This is a genomic window from Stenotrophomonas maltophilia complex sp. Om-AH-Sm3 (assembly GCF_059337855.1).
Window position 1 is genome coordinate 42,588 of sequence record NZ_JBYBLQ010000010.1, and the last position, 19,215, is coordinate 61,802.

Annotated in this window: 16 protein-coding genes; 2 read left to right on the top strand and 14 right to left on the bottom strand. The window is 66.8% G+C overall.

Going from position 1 to position 19,215, the window contains the following annotated elements; genetic code table 11:
* Positions 1 to 4: 4 nt before the first annotated feature.
* From AC10QF_RS13385 to AC10QF_RS13395, 3 genes are all read right to left on the bottom strand, one after another.
* On the bottom strand, positions 5 to 445 hold the full coding sequence (locus AC10QF_RS13385) for a response regulator (RefSeq protein WP_005411057.1): 441 nt from the start codon (positions 443 to 445) through the stop codon (positions 5 to 7).
* Complete coding sequence (locus AC10QF_RS13390) at positions 442 to 2,259, bottom strand: sensor histidine kinase (protein ID WP_005419357.1); 1,818 nt, start codon at positions 2,257 to 2,259, stop codon at positions 442 to 444. Before AC10QF_RS13390 ends, AC10QF_RS13385 begins: the two co-directional genes overlap by 4 nt.
* A gap of 230 nt (positions 2,260 to 2,489) precedes the next feature.
* Positions 2,490 to 2,876 (bottom strand): BON domain-containing protein, encoded by a 387-nt coding sequence (locus tag AC10QF_RS13395; protein WP_053498227.1) that lies wholly within the window; start codon positions 2,874 to 2,876, stop codon positions 2,490 to 2,492.
* A 171-nt stretch (positions 2,877 to 3,047) separates the two neighbouring features.
* Between AC10QF_RS13395 and AC10QF_RS13400 the strand changes: the two genes are divergently transcribed.
* Positions 3,048 to 4,091, top strand: a complete 1,044-nt coding sequence (locus AC10QF_RS13400) for an oxidoreductase (RefSeq protein WP_494542367.1) — start codon at positions 3,048 to 3,050, stop codon at positions 4,089 to 4,091.
* 184 nt (positions 4,092 to 4,275) lie between these two features.
* Here the strand turns inward: AC10QF_RS13400 and gnd are convergent, their stop codons facing one another.
* The 7 genes from gnd to AC10QF_RS13435 all read right to left on the bottom strand — a co-directional run bounded on the left by gnd (position 4,276) and on the right by AC10QF_RS13435 (position 11,734).
* Positions 4,276 to 5,181, bottom strand: a complete 906-nt coding sequence (gene gnd, locus AC10QF_RS13405; protein WP_329846077.1) for a phosphogluconate dehydrogenase (NAD(+)-dependent, decarboxylating) — start codon at positions 5,179 to 5,181, stop codon at positions 4,276 to 4,278.
* Between the two features lie 10 nt (positions 5,182 to 5,191).
* Entirely contained in the window at positions 5,192 to 6,430 is a 1,239-nt protein-coding gene (locus AC10QF_RS13410) for a hypothetical protein (RefSeq protein ID WP_494542395.1), read from the bottom strand.
* A 17-nt stretch (positions 6,431 to 6,447) separates the two neighbouring features.
* The gene (locus tag AC10QF_RS13415) at positions 6,448 to 7,038 is read right to left on the bottom strand and encodes a DUF2242 domain-containing protein (protein WP_005419366.1); all 591 of its coding nucleotides are present in this window, start codon (positions 7,036 to 7,038) and stop codon (positions 6,448 to 6,450) included.
* Between the two features lie 234 nt (positions 7,039 to 7,272).
* Positions 7,273 to 9,450: a carboxy terminal-processing peptidase gene (locus AC10QF_RS13420; protein ID WP_005419368.1), complete on the bottom strand. Its 2,178-nt coding sequence runs from the start codon at positions 9,448 to 9,450 to the stop codon at positions 7,273 to 7,275.
* A 278-nt stretch (positions 9,451 to 9,728) separates the two neighbouring features.
* On the bottom strand, positions 9,729 to 10,739 hold the full coding sequence (lipA, locus tag AC10QF_RS13425) for a lipoyl synthase (protein ID WP_005419370.1): 1,011 nt from the start codon (positions 10,737 to 10,739) through the stop codon (positions 9,729 to 9,731).
* Between the two features lie 18 nt (positions 10,740 to 10,757).
* Positions 10,758 to 11,468, bottom strand: coding sequence for a lipoyl(octanoyl) transferase LipB (gene lipB / locus AC10QF_RS13430; protein ID WP_494542368.1), 711 nt, complete (start codon positions 11,466 to 11,468; stop codon positions 10,758 to 10,760).
* Entirely contained in the window at positions 11,456 to 11,734 is a 279-nt protein-coding gene (locus tag AC10QF_RS13435) for a YbeD family protein (protein ID WP_005411067.1), read from the bottom strand. Before AC10QF_RS13435 ends, lipB begins: the two co-directional genes overlap by 13 nt.
* Before the next feature lie 351 nt (positions 11,735 to 12,085).
* Between AC10QF_RS13435 and AC10QF_RS13440 the strand changes: the two genes are divergently transcribed.
* On the top strand, positions 12,086 to 13,144 hold the full coding sequence (locus tag AC10QF_RS13440; RefSeq protein WP_329846078.1) for a lipid A deacylase LpxR family protein: 1,059 nt from the start codon (positions 12,086 to 12,088) through the stop codon (positions 13,142 to 13,144).
* A gap of 245 nt (positions 13,145 to 13,389) precedes the next feature.
* Here the strand turns inward: AC10QF_RS13440 and AC10QF_RS13445 are convergent, their stop codons facing one another.
* The 4 genes from AC10QF_RS13445 to rodA all read right to left on the bottom strand — a co-directional run bounded on the left by AC10QF_RS13445 (position 13,390) and on the right by rodA (position 19,214).
* Positions 13,390 to 14,607 (bottom strand): D-alanyl-D-alanine carboxypeptidase family protein, encoded by a 1,218-nt coding sequence (locus tag AC10QF_RS13445; RefSeq protein WP_053498244.1) that lies wholly within the window; start codon positions 14,605 to 14,607, stop codon positions 13,390 to 13,392.
* A gap of 100 nt (positions 14,608 to 14,707) precedes the next feature.
* Positions 14,708 to 15,979 carry a septal ring lytic transglycosylase RlpA family protein gene (locus AC10QF_RS13450; RefSeq protein WP_065196486.1) on the bottom strand — a complete coding sequence of 424 codons (1,272 nt, stop codon included), beginning with the start codon at positions 15,977 to 15,979 and terminating at the stop codon, positions 14,708 to 14,710.
* Entirely contained in the window at positions 15,976 to 17,121 is a 1,146-nt protein-coding gene (mltB, locus tag AC10QF_RS13455) for a lytic murein transglycosylase B (RefSeq protein ID WP_005419390.1), read from the bottom strand. The genes AC10QF_RS13450 and mltB overlap by 4 nt, the downstream gene beginning before the upstream one ends.
* A gap of 998 nt (positions 17,122 to 18,119) precedes the next feature.
* Positions 18,120 to 19,214 (bottom strand): rod shape-determining protein RodA, encoded by a 1,095-nt coding sequence (rodA, locus tag AC10QF_RS13460; protein WP_005419391.1) that lies wholly within the window; start codon positions 19,212 to 19,214, stop codon positions 18,120 to 18,122.
* Between the last annotated feature and the right edge of the window lies 1 nt (position 19,215).

The window sequence follows — 19,215 nt, forward strand, 5'->3', positions numbered from 1 at the left end:
GGGCTCACTCGAGTTCCGGTGCCTGGTTGATCAATGCCCAGAACTTGCCCAGGGTCTGCACCGCGCCGAAGAACTGGTCCACGTCCACCGGCTTGACCACGTAGGCGTTCACGCCCATGTCCCAGCTGCGGGCCAGGTCACTTTCCTCGCGCGAAGACGACAGGATCACCACCGGCAGGCGCTTGAGTTCTTCGTGCTCGCGGATCTGCCGCAGCACTTCCAGGCCATCCATGCGCGGCATCTTGATGTCCAGCAGCAGCACCGCCGGCAAGCCTTCCTCGCGGTTGGCGAAGGCGCCGCGGCGCAGCAGGTAGTCCATCACTTCCACGCCGTCCTCGACGTGCACGATGGGATTGGCCAGACGCGCTTCTTCCAGGGCGTCGATCGCCATTTCGGCATCCGCCGGGCTGTCTTCGGCGAGAAGAATGGTGCGCAGAGTCGTCATGCAGAGGGACCTTGTTTGTCCGCGTCGGTCGCGGGGGGCAGGTAGAAGTGGAAAGCAGCGCCGACGTCCGGTTCGGCCTCGGCCCAGATACGGCCACCATGGCGGGTCAGAACGCGGCGCACGCTGGCCAGGCCGATGCCGGTCCCCGGGTAGTCACTGGCCTTGTGCAGGCGCTGGAACACACCGAACAGCTTGCCGGCGTAGGCCATGTCAAAGCCTGCACCATTGTCGCTGACCGTGAACTGATGGCCGCCGTCGGGCTGCTGCTGGTAGTCAACGCGGATCTTCGCCGGTTCGCGGTTGCCCGAGTACTTCACTGCGTTGCCGAGCAGGTTGAGCCAGACTTGGCGGATCATGTTTTCGTCGCCCACCACGATCGGCAGCGGCGCGATGCTCCACTCCACCTGGTGCGCATGGCCGCTGTTCTCGGCCTCGGCCTGCAGGTTGGAATCGAGCATGGCGCGGGTGTCGGCCACCAGCGACTGCATGTCCACCGCCTGCTGCCGCATCGCCGCGCGGCCAAGTCGCGAGTAGACCAGCAGGTCGTCGATCAACGCTGCCATGCGCCGGGCCGAACTGGAAATCACGTCCAGATAGTGGCGGCTCTTGTCATCAGCCTGGTCGCCGAGGTGGCGCGACAGCTTGTCGGAGAATCCTGCCACGTGGCGCAGCGGTGCACGCAGGTCATGCGAGACCGAATAGCTGAAGGCCTCCAGCTCGCGGTTGACCTCGGACACCTGCGCAACCTTTCCTTCCAGCTGGCGGTTCAGCTCTTCGACGCGCAGCTGCACTGCGCGCTGCATGGTGACGTCGCTGATGGTCAGCAGCACCACCTCGTCATCGCTGTCGGGCAGCGGCATGCGCCGCGCGTTGAGCAGCATGTAGCGCACCATGCCGTCGGCGGTGCGCTGCTCGTGCTCGAAGTCCCACAGTTCGCGACCGCGCGACAGTACGTCGGCCAGGCGCTGCCGGACCACCGGGTCCTGCCATGCGTTGTCGCCAACGTTTTCCAGCAGCAGGCCGTCGGCGCGCTCGTCCTGCAGGCCGTACAGCTCAGCGAATGCTGGATTGTGCAGCTGCACGCGCAGGTCGCGGTCGAGCAGCACGATCGGTTCGCGCACGGTCTGCAGCACCGACGCCGCACGTGCAGCCGAGCGCAGCGATTGCCGCTCCGCATGCAGGCGACGGCCGATCTGCCGCTGCAGCAGCCACAGCACCAGGCCGAGCAGCGCCAGCTGGATCACCAGCGAACTCCACGACACCAGTTCGGTCTGCTTGCGCTGGCGTGCCGCCTGCTCGGCGCGCAGCGCCAGCAGCTTCTGCTCGCTGGCCTGCAGTTCTTCCACCAGCCCGCGGATGGGATAGCGCGTACTCAGGTCCTGCACCAGCTCGCGCTGGTCGCTGTTCGGTTCGGACCTGGCCAACTCGCGGGCAAGTGCCATGCGGCCTTCCAGCATCGATTCGATCCGACCGATGCGGATCAGCTGGTCGGGATTGTCGCGGGTCATCCGGCCCAGTTCGGCCAGGCGCCCAGGAATTTCATCGGCCCGGGCCATGCGTTCGCGCAGGCCGGGGGCATCCACGCCCTTGGACAGGGTCAACGCGGCCGATTCGACATCGCGCACATCGGCCTGCAGTTGCTGCAGTGCCACGCCCACGGCCTGGGTGTGGTTGACCCAGGCCATCGCTTGTTCGCTGTCCTGCTGCAGTTTACGCAGGGTCAACCACGGCACCACGATGATCGCGGCGGCGGCCAGCGCCAAGGCCGGCAACCGCCAGCGGTCCCAGATGTCGTCACTGAAAACCAGCGCCATAGTTCCTCGTCAGCTCTGCCGCGACGCGTTGGCCGGATCGAGCCCGGTTGCGGCGGAACCGGCAATATAGCGCAGGCGGTCACAACTCTGGAATTTCCAGCGCGGTCGGCTGAACGGGTTGGCAATCAGACCTGTAGGGCCAAGCCCATGCTCGGCTGCCTTGGAGTGCCAGCCGAGCATGGCTCGGGTCTACAGGTCAGCGGGCGCCCCACGCGGGGCGCCCAACCGGTTCAGCGCTTGGCGGCAGCGCTGACCTTCAATGCGGCGGCATCGACGCGGGTCACGCCCTTGATGCCCTTGGCGGTGGTGACCGCCTTGTCCTTCTCGGCCTGGGTGGCCACGGTGCCGCTCAGGCTGACCACGCCGTTCACCGTTTCCACCTTGATCTCGGTGCCCGGGACGTTGCTGCTGGTCAGCAGGTCCGCCTTCACCTTGGTGGTGATCCAGCTGTCGGTCACCGGTTCGTTGGAATCATGGCGATCCGCGTGGGTAGCCGGATGTGCGCTGGTGGTCGGCGGGCTCTTCGCGGCCGGGTCCTTGGCGAATGCGGCCGAGGAGGACAGTGCCAGGCCCAGCGTCAGGGCAGAAGCAATCAGCGTGCGAGTGGTATTGCTCATCGTGTCGTTCTCCTTCGGGATGTGCTGCCAGTCTGGACAAGCGCACGTGGAGCAGGCGTGGCGTCGCGGTCATGCCGCCGTGAATCGAAGCGTTTCCAACGGCAACGGTTCAGTTTTGGGCTGTCCGCATCTGTCGTTTACCCTGCCCTTCCCCCCTGCCGGAGCTCTGCCATGCGCCCCGACCTGCACCTGGCCCTGATCGGCTACGGCCTCGCCGGCCGCGTCTTCCATGCGCCGCTGATCCAGCACACGCCCGGCCTGGCCCTGCACAGCATCGTCAGCTCGCAGCGCGACACGTTGCTGCGCACGTTCAGCAACGTACACGTGCGTGCAACGCCACAGGACGTGTTCGACGATCCAGCGGTGGATGCGGTGGTGATCGCCACGCCGAACGAACAGCACGCGCCGCTGGCGATGGCCGCGCTGGCCGCCGGCAAGCACGTGCTGGTCGACAAACCCTTTGCGCTGGATGTGGCCGAAGCGGAAGCAGTACTGGCCGCAGCACGCGACGCCGGCCGCATCGCCACCGTGTTCCAGAACCGGCGCTTCGATGCCGACTTCCTCACGCTGCAGGCGCTGCTGTCCGAAGGCACGCTGGGCGAGGTGGCCGAATGCCATGCGCATTTCGACCGCTACCGGCCGCAGGTGCGCGACCGTTGGCGCGAACAGGACGGGCCAGGCAGTGGCCTGTGGTACGACCTCGGCCCGCACCTGCTGGACCAGATGCTGGTGCTGTTCGGCTGGCCCGACGCCATCGATGCGGATCTGGCCGTGCAGCGCCAAGGTGGCGCCGGCATCGACTACTTCCACGCCGTACTGCACTACCCGCGGCATCGCGCCATCGTGCATGCCGGTTCGCTGGTGGCTGCCCCTGCCCCGCACTTCAGCGTGCATGGCAGCAAGGCCAGCTGGATCAAGTACGGCCTGGATGTGCAGGAGGCCCAGCTGCGCCGCGGCGTAGCGCCGGGTGCGCCCGGATGGGGCATCGATCCCCGGCATGGCGAACTGGTGCACTGTGATGCAGAAGACAATGTTCTGCGCAGCACCGTCGACAACCTGCCCGGCGACTATCGTCGGTTGTATGCGCAGTTCGCCGCGGCGATGCACGGCGACGGCGAAGCGACGGTCAGCCCGATGCAGGCATTGCAGTTGATGCGGCTGCTGCAGGCGGGCATGGACAGCGCGCGTGAAGGGCGGCGGATCGCGTTGGACTGACCAGTAGATCCACGCCATGCGTGGATGACGTGGCAACGATCGGAGACGGCTTTTGTAGAGTCGAGCCATGCTCGACTGGCTGCATGGGGTCAGAACCCTTTCCTGCGGAAAGGGATCCGACCCTGATCTGCCCGGGGTCGGATCCCTTCGGCAACGCCGAAGGGCTCTGACCCCACCGCAGTGCTTACGACTTCTTGATGGCGTGGCCGCCGAATTCATTGCGCATCGCCGACAGCAGGCGGTCGGTGAACGAATTGGATTCCCGCGAACGCAGGCGTTCCAGCAGCGACAACGTGATCACCGGTGCCGGCACGTCCAGCGCGATGGCTTCGGCCACGGTCCAGCGGCCTTCCCCGGAATCCTCCACGTATGGCGCGATGCCATCCAGCGACGGATTGCGCTTGAGGGCTTCGGTGCTCAGGTCCAGCAGCCACGAACGCACCACGCTGCCGTGGCGCCAGACTTCGGCTACCTGGGCCAGGTCCAGCGCCATCTCCTGCTTGCGCTCCATCAGCGCGAAGCCTTCGGCATAGGCCTGCATCATCCCGTACTCGATGCCGTTGTGGACCATCTTGGTGAAATGGCCGGCGCCGGATGGACCAACACGCGCCCAGCCGCGATCCTCCGCCGGAGCCAGCGTGCGCAGCAGCGGTGCGATCTGCTCCACCACCGACGCTTCGCCACCGACCATCAGGCTGTAGCCTTCCTGCAGGCCCCACACGCCGCCGCTGGTGCCGCAGTCGACGTAGCCCAGATCGTCCTCCGCCAGCGCCTTGGCGCGACGGATCGAGTCCTGGTAGTTGGAGTTGCCGCCGTCGATGACGATGTCACCCTCGGCCAGGTGCGGGGTCAGCTGTCCCAGCGTCTGGTCGACGGTTTCACCCGCCGGCACCATCAGCCACACCACGCGCGGCACCGGCAGCGCGGCCACGGCGGCGGCCAGCGAATCAACCACCTCCAGGCCGGCCTCTGCAGCACGCTGGCGCGCACTTTCGCCCGGGTCGTAGCCGATCACGCGGTGGCCGCCGCGATGCAGGCGCTGGGCCATGTTGGCGCCCATGCGGCCGAGGCCGATCATTGCAATATCCATTGTTTCACCTTCAGTTGGGGTCTAGGGTCAGGCTGCCTGGCCTGCCGGTAGCCGCGCAGTGGCGCAGCTGCGCCTCGCGCCAACGCCGGTAGAGCGTGGTATGCAGATTGTGCACCGCCAGGTCGATCGAAAACGGCGTTCTCGGGTTGCGATCGAGCAGGCGGACGATGTGGTAGCCGACAGGACGTATACCGCGCGGATGCACGTAGATCACGAACTGCTGGTAGAACGGATCGTCCAGCAGCTGATCCATGCGCACCAGAGCCGCGTGGTAGCGCGGTGCCAGGCGCGCGCGCAGCTGTGGATCGCGCTCGAACAGCAGGCGCTCGAAATAGCGCTGGCCGATGCGCGGGATGTCCTGCGCCAGTTTCCAGAGCTCGTCATTGCGCTGGTCGTACCAGGCCAGGCCAGCGTGCAGTGCCAGCGCCTGCGCAGCGCCCTCGCCCACCTCGACCACCACGAAGTTCTCGGCCTGGTTGCTCAGGTCGTCCAGCGTGCCTTTGTCGTACACATGTTCGATGAAACCGGGCACGCCCACGAACGCCTGCCGCCCCATCGCCGAGGTGCGCACCGCCTTGCCATCGGCGAAGAAGTCACCCGCATGCGCGCCGAGCAGGATGCTGTCGGTGTCGTGCAGCGCGAGGAAGGTGCCGATCGACAGCTCCTCCGCTGCGAACCCAGTGTCGAACGCAGCATCGCCATACAGCTCGCGCTGGGTGGCCAGCTGTGCGACCTGGCGGCCGACACCGCATTCGGCACGCACGGCACCGCTGTAGAACGCCTGCAGCGCATGGCTGTTGCCCGCGCGGGGCACGAAGCCACGACCGAAACTGCGTGTACGCTGCCAACCCTGTGCCGGTGCGCCCTGCAATCCGAAGCCGATCCATCCCAGCTGCGGGCCGGAGAAGCGGAACGTGGGATTGCCCTGCAATGCCGAAGTCGCGCGCCGCGTGGCCGCCCCCAGCTCAAAGGCATAGGCGCAGATGGTGGCGGGATCATCCAGCAGCTGCTGCAGAAGTGCGTGCCGAGCAGCAGCGGGCAACGCCGCCGGCCACCGCACCTGCAGGTCGCCGGCCGCCTGTGAATCAGCCAGCGAGGCACGCGTACATACGGGACCACCGCGCACCTGCGGCGCAGTGAGGGACGCTTCTTCGAAGCGCCACCCCAACCGCTGCAGCAGGCCCTGCGTACAGTCCGGGGATGGCGATGCCACGACCCACGCGGGCGCCAGCAGCAAGGCTGCAATCAGCCACCTGCCGCGCACTCTCAGCCCTGGTCCGTAACCGCCGGTGCGGGTTCCGGCGCCGCGGCCGGCGATGGCGATGGCGTGCCCGCCGCGGCCGGCAGATACTGCTGCAGGCGCTGGAAGAAGCGACGATAGAACTCGGCATCCGTGACCGTGCTGCTGGCCACCTTCACCAGCGAGTCGTCGTTGCTGCCGAACGGCAGCGACACCGAGCCCAGCGCACCCACACCGACACTGGCCGAGGTCGGGCTCTTCTTCAGCGCGTAGCGGTCCTGCACTGCACTGACGAATACCAGCGTCTGGCTGCCGCGCGGGGCGCAGGAGATGCGCAGCACCAGCTGCTCATGGTCATCCTCGCGCGGCTGGAAGTTCTTGTTGCCCTCCACCTGTGCATCATCGGAACGGGCGATGGCATAGCCCTGGCTGAGCAGCGTGCGGCGCGCGGCCTCGCAGGCTTCACCGGGGCGTCCCTCAACGGTGCGCGAGAAGGTATCGCCGGAATCGAAAGACTCGCGCAGCACGGTGCTGTCGGCGGCGCGGCCACCACAGGCCGAAAGGATCAAGGCGCTGGCGCACGCCACGGCAGCGCTGGAAAGACGGGAGGCCCGCATGGGTACTCCTGCGAGAACGGAAGCACCAAGGGTAGTCCCGCCCCCGTGTGCGGCAGGTCGATATGGCCCCCCACGTTGCTCCCGGTTCATGCACGTAAAAGGGGACGGAGGGGATCAAGTCGTTTGCGGCACTTCACTGGCCCGGGCATGGCCCGGCGCGACCGGGAATGGGCTTCCCAAACAAGAAGGGACCGGCAATGCCGGCCCCTGCGAATGTGGCGCGCCGTCTCCGGCTCAGTCCGCCCAACGCCCCGCGCCGGTGGACTGCGGCAGCACCTGGGCCGACAGCGGACGGTCATTGGCCAGCAGGTTCACCGCGTCAGCCAGGATCGAAGCCGACTCGCGCAGCAGCGGGTCCGGACGCTTTTCGGCGGCCTTTTCGCGGGCGGCATCCTTCACGATGTCGCGCTCGTTGCCGGTCAGGCCATCATCACTGCTGTCATCGGCCAGCGGGTCCAGGGCCAGGCCCAGCTCCTTGCGCTGCAGCTGGCGTTCCTTGCGCTGGGCGTCCTGGCGCTCGCGTTCGGCGCGACGGGTGGCCTCGTTGAGCGAGATGTACTTCTTCGCCGCCTCGGTTCGGAACTGCTGCACGTCCTCGTTCCACCACTGGAATTCCTTGTCGGTGGCGATTCGCGCGTCGTGGCGGGCCTCCAGCTTCGGCAGCAGCGGCGCGAAGTTGCCGTACTGGGTGTGCGGCACGGCGGCGATGCGGGTCCACGGCAGGGCGTTATCGTAGGTGCTCTCGCCGAACTCGGTGGCATCGACGCTGGCCGGGAAGGCCAGGTCCGGCACCACGCCCTTGTGCTGGGTGCTGCTGCCGCTGATGCGGAAGAACTGGGCGATGGTCAGCTTGACCTGGCCGAAGCGCTGGGTCTCGCCACTCGGCCAACGGTCGAGGTCGACGATGTTCTGCACGGTGCCCTTGCCGAAGCTGGTTTCACCGATCACCAGGCCACGACCATAATCCTGGATCGCACCGGCGAAGATCTCCGAGGCCGAGGCCGAACCGCGGTTGATCAGCACCGCCAGCGGGCCATCCCACGCCACACCCTGGTTGCGGTCGCTGTTGACGGTGACGCGGCCACCGGACTCGCGCACCTGCACCACCGGGCCCTGCTCGATGAACAGGCCGGTCAGTTCGATGGCTTCATCCAGCGAACCGCCGCCGTTGTTGCGCAGGTCCAGCACCACGCCGTCCAGCTTGTCGTTCTTGAAACCAGCCAGCAGCTTGGCCACGTCGCGGGTGGCCGAGGCATAGTCGGCCGCGTTGCGGCGGCGGCCTTCGAAATCCTGGTAGAAGGTCGGCAGCTTGATCACGCCGATCTTCCGTGCCGGCTCGCCGTTGGCGGCCGGAATGGTCATGGTCTCGCCCTTGGCGGCCTGTTCGGCCAGGCGCACCTTCTGCCGGGTCAGTACCAGGGTGTGGTGCTTGCCGTCGGCACCTTCGGCAGCCGGAATGAACTCCAGCTTGACCTGGGTGTCCTTGGCGCCGCGGATCTTGGCCACGACATCGTCGATGCGCCAGCCAATCACGTCCTCGACCTGGCCGGACTTGCCCTGGCCAACGCCGACGATGCGGTCACCCGGCTTCAGCGTGCCGTCCACCGCAGCCGGGCCGCCGGCGATGATCTCGCGGATCACTACCACGTCGTCCTGGCGCTGCAGCTGCGCACCGATGCCTTCCAGCGACAGCGACATCGCCTGGTTGAAGTTCTCGGCCGTGCGCGGGGTGAAGTAATCGGTGTGCGGATCAACCGCGCTGGTGTACGAATTCATGAAGAACTGGAAGACGTCTTCGCCCTTGAGCTCATTGACCGACTTCTCCAGCGTCGCATAGCGCTTGTCCAGCGTCTTGCGGATATCGTCCGGCTTCTTGCCCGCCAGCTTCAGGCGCAGCCAGTCGTTCTTCACCGACTTGCGCCACAGCTCATCCAGCTCGGCGCTGCTGGCCGCCCACGGCACCTTCTTGCGGTCGTATTCGAAGCGCTCGTCGGTGGTGAAGTCCGGCTCCTGCTTGAGCAGCTTGCGCGCAAAGGCCACACGTTCGCCGACACGCTGCTTGTAGACCGCGAACACCTGGAACGCCGGCTCCAGTTCGCCGCCACGGATGGCCGAGGAGATGTTGGCTTCGAAGGGCGCGAAGCGCGCCACGTCGGCCTGGGTGAAGTACTGCTTGGCGCCGTCCAGCGTCTCCAGATAGCGCTTGAACACGTCCTTGGAGGTGGCCTCGTCCAGCGCACGCGGGCGGTAGGCGTAACGACTGTCGGACAACAGGCCATACACCAGCTTGGAGGTGGTCACCTGATCGGCGGTTGCCGCAGCGGGCAATGCAGGCGAGTCGGCCTTGGCCGCCAGCGCCAGCGGCGCGACCAGCGCCAGGGCCATCAGGAATGCGGGGGCTTTGAATTTCATTGACGTGCTCGAAGGCGCCTTGCCAAGGGGGAGACTGCAGGGTGTTCAGACACCCCGACAGTGCCGAAAGTTGCCGGGTTTGTCACCCGGCCGCGCTCGGTGGAAAACCAGCCTAGCGGGGCCGGTGTAGCAAATTGTGAATGCATGTAGAGCCGAGCCCATGCTCGGCTGGCCGGCAGCAAGCAGCCGAGCATGGGCTCGGCTCTACCGCAGGCAGAGGTGTGCGGACCAACGGTCCGCACCCACAGGAGAAGCAGCTCCCACCCACCGGGAGGGTGTCAGGAAACCCCTGCGCCCTTGGCCTGAACGTCGGCGTGGTACGACGAGCGCACCATCGGGCCGGACGCCACGTGGCTGAAGCCCAGCTCGTAACCGTAGTCTTCCAGTGCCTTGTAGTCGTCGGGGGTCCAGTACTTCAGCACCGGGTGATGGTGCGCGGTCGGCTGCAGGTACTGTCCGATGGTGATCATGTCCACATCGTGCGCGCGCAGGTCACGCATCGTGGCCTTGATCTGTTCGAAGTCTTCGCCCAGGCCCAGCATGATGCCGCTCTTGGTCGGCACGTCCGGGTGCTGCGCCTTGAAGTTCTTCAGCAAGTTCAGCGACCACTGGTAGTCCGCACCCGGGCGCACGTTGCGGTACAGGTCCGGCACGGTCTCGATGTTGTGGTTGAACACATCCGGCGGGTTCTGCGCCAGGATCTCCAGCGCACGTTCCATGCGGCCCTTGCCGCGGAAGTCCGGGGTCAGCACTTCGATGCGGGTACCCGGCGACTTCTCGCGGATGGCGGTGATGCAGTCAACGAAGTGCTGGGCACCGCCGTCGCGCAGGTCATCGCGGTCGACGCTGGTCACCACCACGTACTTCAGGCCCATGTCGGCCACGGTCTGGCCGAGGCTGGCCGGCTCGTTGGCATCCGGCGGCTTCGGGCGGCCATGGGCCACGTCGCAGAACGAGCAGCGCCGGGTGCAGACCTCACCGAGGATCATGAAGGTGGCGGTGCCATGACCGAAGCACTCGTGGATGTTCGGGCAGCTGGCTTCCTCGCAGACCGTCACCAGGCGGTTCTCGCGCAGCTTGGCCTTCAGATTCTGCACGGCATTGCCCGAAGGAATGCGCACGCGGATCCAGGACGGCTTGCGCAGTACCGGCGCGTCGGCGAACTGCACCGGCGAACGGTTGATCTTGTCACCGCCCAGCTGCTTGACCCCGGCCTGCAACGGCGCGGTGGACGGAGAATCGCCCTGCACGATCTGCAGGGGAATGGAACGGGCGGTGGTTTCAGTCATGGCAGTTCCGGGGAGCGGTCAGGCGGCCGCAGAAAGATCGGGCAGTTCGGGCGTGTGCTGCAGCAGCAGGCCAAACTGGCGGGCCAGGTGGTCCAGCAGCACCGGCTTGACGGCGTCCATCCCGGAGGGGCCGCCCAAGTCCAGCACCGAGGTCACCTGCAACCCCTGATAGCCACAGGGATTGATGCGGTGGAAGGGTTCCAGGTCCATGGCCACGTTGAAGGCCAGCCCATGGAAGGTGCAGCCGCGGCGCACACGGATGCCGAGTGCGGCGATCTTGGCACCACCGACGTAGACGCCCGGGGCGCCCTCGCGGCGTTCGGCGCCGATGTTCCACTCGGCCAGGGTATCGATGAGCGCCTGCTCGATGCGGCACACGTAGTCGCGCACGCCGATGCCCAGCCGTGGCAGGCGCAGCAACGGATAGACCACGATCTGGCCGGGGCCGTGATAGGTCACCTGGCCGCCGCGGTCCACGTGCAGCACGGGGATGTCGCCCGGCGCCAGCACATGCTCGTCCTTGCCGGCCTGGCCCAGGGTGAACACCGGATCGTGCTCGACCACCCACAGCTCGTCGGCATCGGCGTCGCTGCGCTGGTCGGTGAAGCGCTGCATGGCGCGCCACACCGGTTCATACGGCTGGCGGCCGAGGTCACGGACCAGCGCCGGACGCGGCGCACGGTCCTCCGGGGCGGCTTCGGCCGGGCAGGAGTCGGCTACAGCGTCCACTTCACTTCCGGGTGGTCACGCAGCGCCTGGTGCGCCAGGTCGTACTGTTCGCGGCTCTCGGCCTTGAACACGATGCGGACGGACACGTACTTGCCGTTGGAGGAGTGCTTCCAGCTGATGCGTTCGTTCACCACATCGATGCCGGCGGCCAGCAACAGGCGGGGAAGCTCATGCTCCAGGCCGCGGTTGGCCGGGCCCATGGCGCTGAGCTCGAACTGGCCGGGGAACTGGAAGCCGTGGTCGGGGTTGTCGGACTTGATTTCCATGGCCCCATTATCGGGCCGCAGGGCAACAAACCCAAGAGTATTCATCAACGCCAGGACCGCACCGGCGGTCTGCTGCGTTGCAGGCGGCCCAAAGGGACGGGCCTGAGGCCCAACGGCAGCTGACTGCAATCTCCTGACCATCACCAGCGCGAACATCGTAGGGGCGGCCCGCGACCGCCTTCACGCCAGGCCTGCGGCGCGTGCGCGGGTAACAAATTGTGCCCGCCGGACAATGTTGTTTTCGGAACAGACAAGTGATCCGGACGTGCTCGTTCCGACGCGCGGGCACGAGTACCGTAGCGTTGCAGAAAACGACTGAAAACCGCCCCCTTCCCCATGAGCATTCCATCCATGCGTAGTGTCGCAGCTCTCGGGCTCGCCGGCCTGCTGGCCTCTGCCCTCCCCCTTGCCGCCCAGGCGGCCGAACAATGTGGCCCGGACGCCATGCGCGACCACCCGCCGCAGGTCAATTTCCGCGTCGACAACGACCTGTTCGGCGGCCGCCACCAGGATCAGGGCTATACCAACGGTGCGCTGTTGACCCTGGTCTCCCCCAATCTGGTCGATTACACCGACGACCCCTGCCTGCCGCGCATGGCGCGCTGGGTGAACCGGTACCTGGAAGGGCTGCATCCGGGCAAGTTCGAACAGCAGAACATGATCTTCAGCATCGGCCAGGGGATCTTCACCCCGACCGATTTCACTCGCAGGGACCTGATCGAGGACGACCGCCCTTACGCCGGCGTGCTGATCGCGAACTTCGGTTTCAATGCGCGCAGCGGCGACCGCCTGCAGACCACCCAGCTGACACTGGGCGTGGTCGGCCCCTGGGCACAGGGCAAGCAGGTGCAGAATGCCGTGCACGACGTGCTGGGCGACGAAAAATTCAAGGGTTGGGACAACCAGCTGCACAACGAACCACTGTTCATGCTGACCCATGAGCGCATGCGCCGCTGGCCGGGCGATGCCAGCGTCAATGCCGACGGTTGGGGTTGGGACGCGATCAGCCACTACGGCGGGTCGATCGGCAACCTGGAAACCAAGGCCAATTTCGGCGGTGAAGTGCGCTTTGGCTGGAAGCTGCCGGACGACTTCGGCAGCACGCCGTTGCGCCCGGCCGGTGAGAACACGGCGCCGACCCGCAGCGGCCGCCCCGGTGGGTGGTCCTGGCACCTGTTCGCGACCTCGGACGCTGCCTGGGTGATCCGCGATATCACCCTGGATGGCAACACCTTCCGCAACAGTCACAGCGTGGACAAGCGCCATGTGGTGGCCTACGGCGGGTACGGCGTGGCGGTGATGTACGGCCGCTGGAAGTTCGCTGCCGCGCGCTACCACAGCACGCGCGAATTCAACGGCCAGCGCGAGGCGCCGGTGTTCGGCAGCTTCACCATCAGCCGGTCGCTGTAGGCGAGGGGCTGATGGTGAAGCGGGTAGGTGCCGACCGTTGGTCGGCACACCGGTTATTGCATCGCTCGCTGTAAGCGAGCGGCTGAGGGTAGTGCCGGCCGCTGGCCGGCTGTTGGCACATCCGGCTGGGTTCAATGCGGAGCCGGCCAGCGGCCGGCACTACCCGCATCCGCACGCAACCGGCATCCCGAAACAGAAAAGGCCGGCATTCGCCGGCCTTTTCGTTCACCACGCCGGGGCGTGGATCATTCCGATTCCCACCACATCCAGAAGCTGTCCCACAGGCGCTTGAAGAAGCCGGCCTGCTCAACGGCGGCCACGGCCACCAGCGGCGCTTCGGCGACGACCTTGCCATCCAGGGTGACCTTCACGGTGCCGATCTGCTGGCCGGCGGTGAACGGTGCTTCCAGGGTCTTGGGCACATCGATGCTCGGCTTCAGGTCGTTGTAGCGGCCGCGCGGCACGCTCACCAGCATCGGCTGGGCCACCCCCAGCTGCACCTTGTCGGTGGTGCCCTTCCAGACCTTGTGCTCGGCCACGGCCTTGCCCGGCTCGTACAGGCGGTGGGTCTCGAAGAAGCGGAAGCCCCAGTTCAGCAGCGCCAGGCTGTCATCGGCGCGCTGCTTTTCCGACGCACCGCCCAATACCACGGCGATCAGGCGCTGGTCGCCACGCTGCGCCGAACTCATCAGGCAGTAACCGGCTTCGGAGGTGTGACCGGTCTTGATACCGTCCACGCTGCCGTCGCGCCACAACAACAGGTTGCGGTTCGGCTGCTTGATGTTGCCGACCTGGAATTCCTTGATCTTGTTGTACGCGTAGGTTTCCGGGTAATCACGCACCATCGCGCGGCCCAGCAGCGCCAGGTCGTAGGCGGTGCTGTGGTGGCCTTCGGCGGTCAGGCCGTGGGCGTTGACGAAGTGGGAGTTCTTCATGCCGATCTTGGCGGCGTAGCTGTTCATCAGCGACGCAAAGGCTTCTTCGCTGCCGGCCACGTGCTCGGCCAGGGCGATCGCGGCGTCATTGCCGGACTGGATCGCCATGCCCTTTTCCATGTCTTCCAGGCGTGCGGTCTGGTTGACCGGGAAGCCGCTGTAGCTGCCGTCGGTCCCCGCGCCGCCTTCGCGCCAGGCGCGTTCGCTCATCATCACCTGGTCATCCGCACGGACCTTGCCGTTCTTGACCTCGGCGGCGATCACGTAGGACGTCATCACCTTGGTGATGCTGGCCGGGGCCAGCTGCTCGTGGATGTTCTCGCCGGCCAGCACCTGGCCGGTGGCGTAGTCCATCAGCACCCAGGCCTTGGATACGCTCGGCACCGGCGCCGGCGGGGTGGCAACAGTGGCCGGGGCGGCAGCGGCGGCGGGCGCCGGCGTGGCCGGGGTCGGCAGCGGGGTCTGGGCGGAAGCCAGGCCCACCACCAGGGTGGCGGCCAGGGCGGTGGCGGCGGAACGGAAATTCATTGGACAGCAGGCTCCAGGGGACGGCCAGGAATGGAGGGTGGAACGTAGTGGCCATTGTAAGGCCGGGGCAGCATGGGCCGGCAGCACCGGCCCGGGTGGGTCAATCCTTGACGATCTGCGGCGAACCCAGGCCCAGACCGGCAATGCGGCCGACAAGTTCCGCGGCACTGGCATGGTCGCTGGCGGGAACGCGCAGGCGGAACAGGGTGCGGCCACCGGCGGCGATGTCGCTGATGGTCGCGCCGACGATGCCGGCGGCGTTGAGCTGGCCCATTGCGCGGTTGGCATTGTCGCGGCTGGAGAAGCTGGCGACCTGCACCATCACCGCGCCCACTACCTGCTGCGACAGGCTGGGGGCGGTCGGTGTGGCCGGCGTTGTACGCGCCGGCGCCGGCGTGACCGCGCGCGGCGCGGCGCTGGCGACGGCAACCGGTGCCACAGGGGCGCTGCGCGCCGGCGGTGCGCTCGGCGGCAGGCTGCTGACCGCCACGTCCGGCACGGCGCTGGCCACGCCCTGGGTGGTGGCCGGCTGGCCACGCGCAGGCATGGCGTCGGCCGGCAGGCGCTTGACCAGGCGATCAATGTCGCTGTCGGCGGTGGCACGCGCAGCCGTGACCGGGCGCGTACTGGCCGCCGCGACAGCCGTTTCGGCGGCACGGCGCTCGCGGCGCGACGGCTTTTGGGCCAGCAGGTTGCTCTCGCCCGGTTGCAGCGCACGCACTTCCACGTTGCCGGTACCGCGCTGGGTGATGCCCAGCCGCACCGCGGCGGCATAACTGAGGTCGACCACGCGGCCATCATGGAACGGGCCACGGTCGTTGACGCGCACGATCACCGACTCGCCGTTGTCCAGGTTGGTGACGCGGGCGAAGCTGGGCAGCGGCAGCGTCTTGTGCGCGGCGGTGAACTGGTACATGTCGTAGACCTCGCGGTTGGAGGTCAGGCGGCCGTGGAACTTGGCGCCGTAGTACGAGGCCGTACCGCGCTCGACATAGTTGCGGGTGTCGTCGAGCACCTTGTACGACTTGCCCAGCACCACGTACGGCGACTTGTTGCCGATGGCCGAACGCTCTTCGGCGGTCACTTCCGGCTCGGGAATGCAGGCGACGTTGGGAATGTAGTCCGGGGTGCTGTCACGCACGCCCGGCTTGTACAGCCCCCCGGCGGTGTAGTTGCCGCGCGTGTTCGGGTCTTCCTTGGCCGCAGCATAGGGCGAGCCCTCCGGGCAATGCGCCGGGCGCGAGCCGCGACCCTGCACCACCGTGCCGCTGGGCTTGCCACCGTGGCCGGTCGTGGCCGGCTTCTTCGGCGCACTGCTGCAGGCAGCCAGCGCGAGGACGATCAAGCTCGGGACCAGCCATCTGATGTTCATGCCGGGGGCAGCTCCTGTCCGGCGATGGCCTGCGACAACTGGAACACGGCCATCGCGTACATCTTCGAGAGGTTGTAGCGGGTGATCGCGTAGTAATTCTGGAAGCCCAGCCAGTACTGCTTGCCGGTGCTGCCCTCAAGCGTGATCGGCGTTGCGGTGGCGCCCGGCTGCACCGCAGCGCTGGGCTGGTAGCCGCGCTGCGCCAGGTCGGCCAGCGACCAGGTCGGCATCCATTCGGTCGGGTTGAACTCCTCGCGACCCGGCGCCAGCGTGGCCGGTACGGCCACCTGGCCACCACGGACCCAGCCGCCCTTCTTCACGAAATAATTGGCGATGGACGAGAACACATCGTCGTAGCTGGTGAACAGGTCGCGACGGCCATCGCCATTACCGTCCACGGCGTAATCGAGATAGCTGGACGGCATGAACTGGCCCATGCCCATCGCACCGGCATAGCTGCCCTTGAGCGTGGTGATGTCCAGCTTTTCCTCACGGCCCAGCTCGAACAGCTTGGCCAGCTCATCGCGGAAGAACAGCTCGCGGCGCACTTCGCGTTCCAGCTTGGCCGGGTCGCCACTGCGCGGGTAGTAGAACGCCAGCGTGTACAGCGCATCGAGCACGCGGTGGTTGCCGGCATTTTTCCCGTAACTGGTCTCCACGCCGATGATCGCCACGATCACTTCGGCCGGCACGCCGGTGCGCTGCTGCACGCGATCCAGTTCGGCACGATGCTGGGCCAGGAACGCGCGGCCGCCATCAATGCGTGCCTTGCTGATGAACATCGGCCGGTATTCGTTCCACGGTTTGACCCGTTCGGCCGGGCGCGACATGGCGGCGATGATCGGCTGGCGCACCTGCGCCTGATCGAGCACGCTGCTGATCTGCTCCGGCTTCAGCCCATAGCGCTTGGCCGTATCGGCAACAAAGCGGGCCCGTGCGACCTCGAACGGCACCGGAGTGAGATCGACCGGCGGCGCTGTAGCAGCGGCCGCTTCGGGCGCGGCTTCGGCCGGGCCGTGGGCCTTGGTGGCGGGCTGGCGCGGCGTACTGCTGGCCTGGGGCGAAGACGGTGGGGACTTCGGCTGGGTCGCGCAGGCGACCAGGCCGAGGGTGAGCATGCAGGCCAGAGTGCGTCGAATCATCGTCGCAGGTTAGCAGGTCATGGATGAATTAAAACCCCTAACACCGTGAATCACAACGATTTGCCCGCGTTCAGCGGGAAATGTAAAGACGTCGTGATCGAGCTTCCCCATTCAGATAGAGGTGGCCGGTTGCGTCCCCATCCCCGCAGACGCAACCGGCGACCGGATCCGGTCGGTACCTGCGCGGCTGCCGCTCCCCAGTGGCAGTTCCCCGCGCTCCCTGTACCCGTTGGATCAGTACTGCTCCCGCCCGACGCCCCCTCGCGCTGCATCGATTGACGGCGCGCCGTGCCGAACGGGCCGCCATTGTGCAGGCCGATTACGACAAGTCCATTGATCAAGATCAACGCGGTGTAAAAATGTGAACCAGATAACGTTTTTCGCGGACTTTGGTCGGAGAGCGTGTTGCGTCGCATTGTTGTGAGAACGCTTCCACAACGGGCATTGCGCAGCGCCAGGAAGTCTCCGGCCAACGGCGCAGCCCCTCGTGGGTGGAGCTGGTCGCAGAAAGCCGGATTGCTGAGAGCTGGCCGGGTGGGTGGGCAGTGCGGGGACGCCGTGAACCCATCCATGGGGGCTTGGCCGCGGCATCCATGCCGCGGACACCCCGCACTGCCCACCCACCCGGCCGCTGACAGTTTTCGGGCGCGTTCACCCACGGAGAAGAAAAGAGAAGATCAAAAGCAAAAGCGGTTTGGCGGGTCGCTTCATTGCCTTGTGTGGAGCCGAGCCATGCTCGGCTCACGAGCAAGCGCAGCGCCGTGACCCGCTTTTGATTTTCTCTTGCTTCTCCGTGGGTGGCAGACCGCCAAAATCTGTCAGAGGGCGGTCGGGTTGGGTACGCGGGGGTGTCAGCCGCATGGATGCGGCTGCCAAGCCTCCAGGGACGGATTCACGGCGTTCCCCGCGTACCCAACCCGACCGGCCCACCCGCGGCTTCTGCTTTCCGCGACCACCCAGACACCACCCACGAGGGGCTGCGCCGTTGGCTGGAAACGCTATCCCCCGTGCACGGGCCGATGCCCGCGTACCGCCATCACCAGCCCGATGCCGGCCAACAGCGAAACCGCCGAGGTCCCGCCATAACTGATCAGCGGCATCGGAATGCCCACCACCGGCAGCAGGCCGGAAATCATTCCGCCGTTCACCAGCACGTAGACGAAGAACGCCAGCCCCAGGCTACCGGCCAGCAATCGCGCGTGCGTGTCGCGCGCGTGCACCGCAATCCACAGGCAACGCCCCACCACGAACAGGTACAGCGCGAACAGCGTCGCCACGCCGATCCAGCCAAACTCTTCGGCCAGCACCGAGAACGCAAAGTCGGTGGTGTACTCGGGCAGGAAATCGAGCGTGGCCTGTGTGCCCTGCCCCCAGCCACGTCCTTGCCAGCCCCCGGAACCGATCGCGATGCGCGATTGCAGGATGTTCCAGCCGGTACCAAGCGGGTCGGCCGCCGGGTCGAGGAAGGTCAGCACACGATCCTTCTGGTATTGCCGCAGCAAGCCGAACCACGCCAGGGGTGCAGCCACTGCCAGCCCTGCCGCCCCGGTCGCCAACCAGCCCCAGTGCAAGCCAGCCAGCAACAACGCGAACACGCCACTGGCAGTGACCAACGTGGCGGTGCCGAGGTTGGGCTGCATGAGGATCAACACCGCCGGCACGCCGATCAGCAGCGCGGCGGTCAATACCGTGCGCGGCGAGGGCGGCAGTGGTTGCCGATGCAGGTACCACGCCATCATCAGCGGCAGGCTGAGCTTGAGCAGCTCGGACGGCTGCAGGTAGAACACGCCGAGGTTCAGCCAGCGCTGCCCGTACTTGCCGGTGCCGATGACGTACACCGCCATCAGCGGCAGCATCGACAGCGCGTAGATCGCAGGGGTCCACGCACGCAATCGCAGCAGCGAAACACGCGACAGCAGCCACATCGCCAACAGCCCACCGGCAAAGCGTGCCGCCTGCCCGGCCACCGGGCCGGACACGCTGTGCAGCACCGCCAGGCCGGCGCCCATCAGGATCAACAACGCGCCCAGCAACGGCAGATCGATCGTGCGCAGCGCCTCACGGCAGCCGCCAGTCAGTCGTTTCCATTTCACG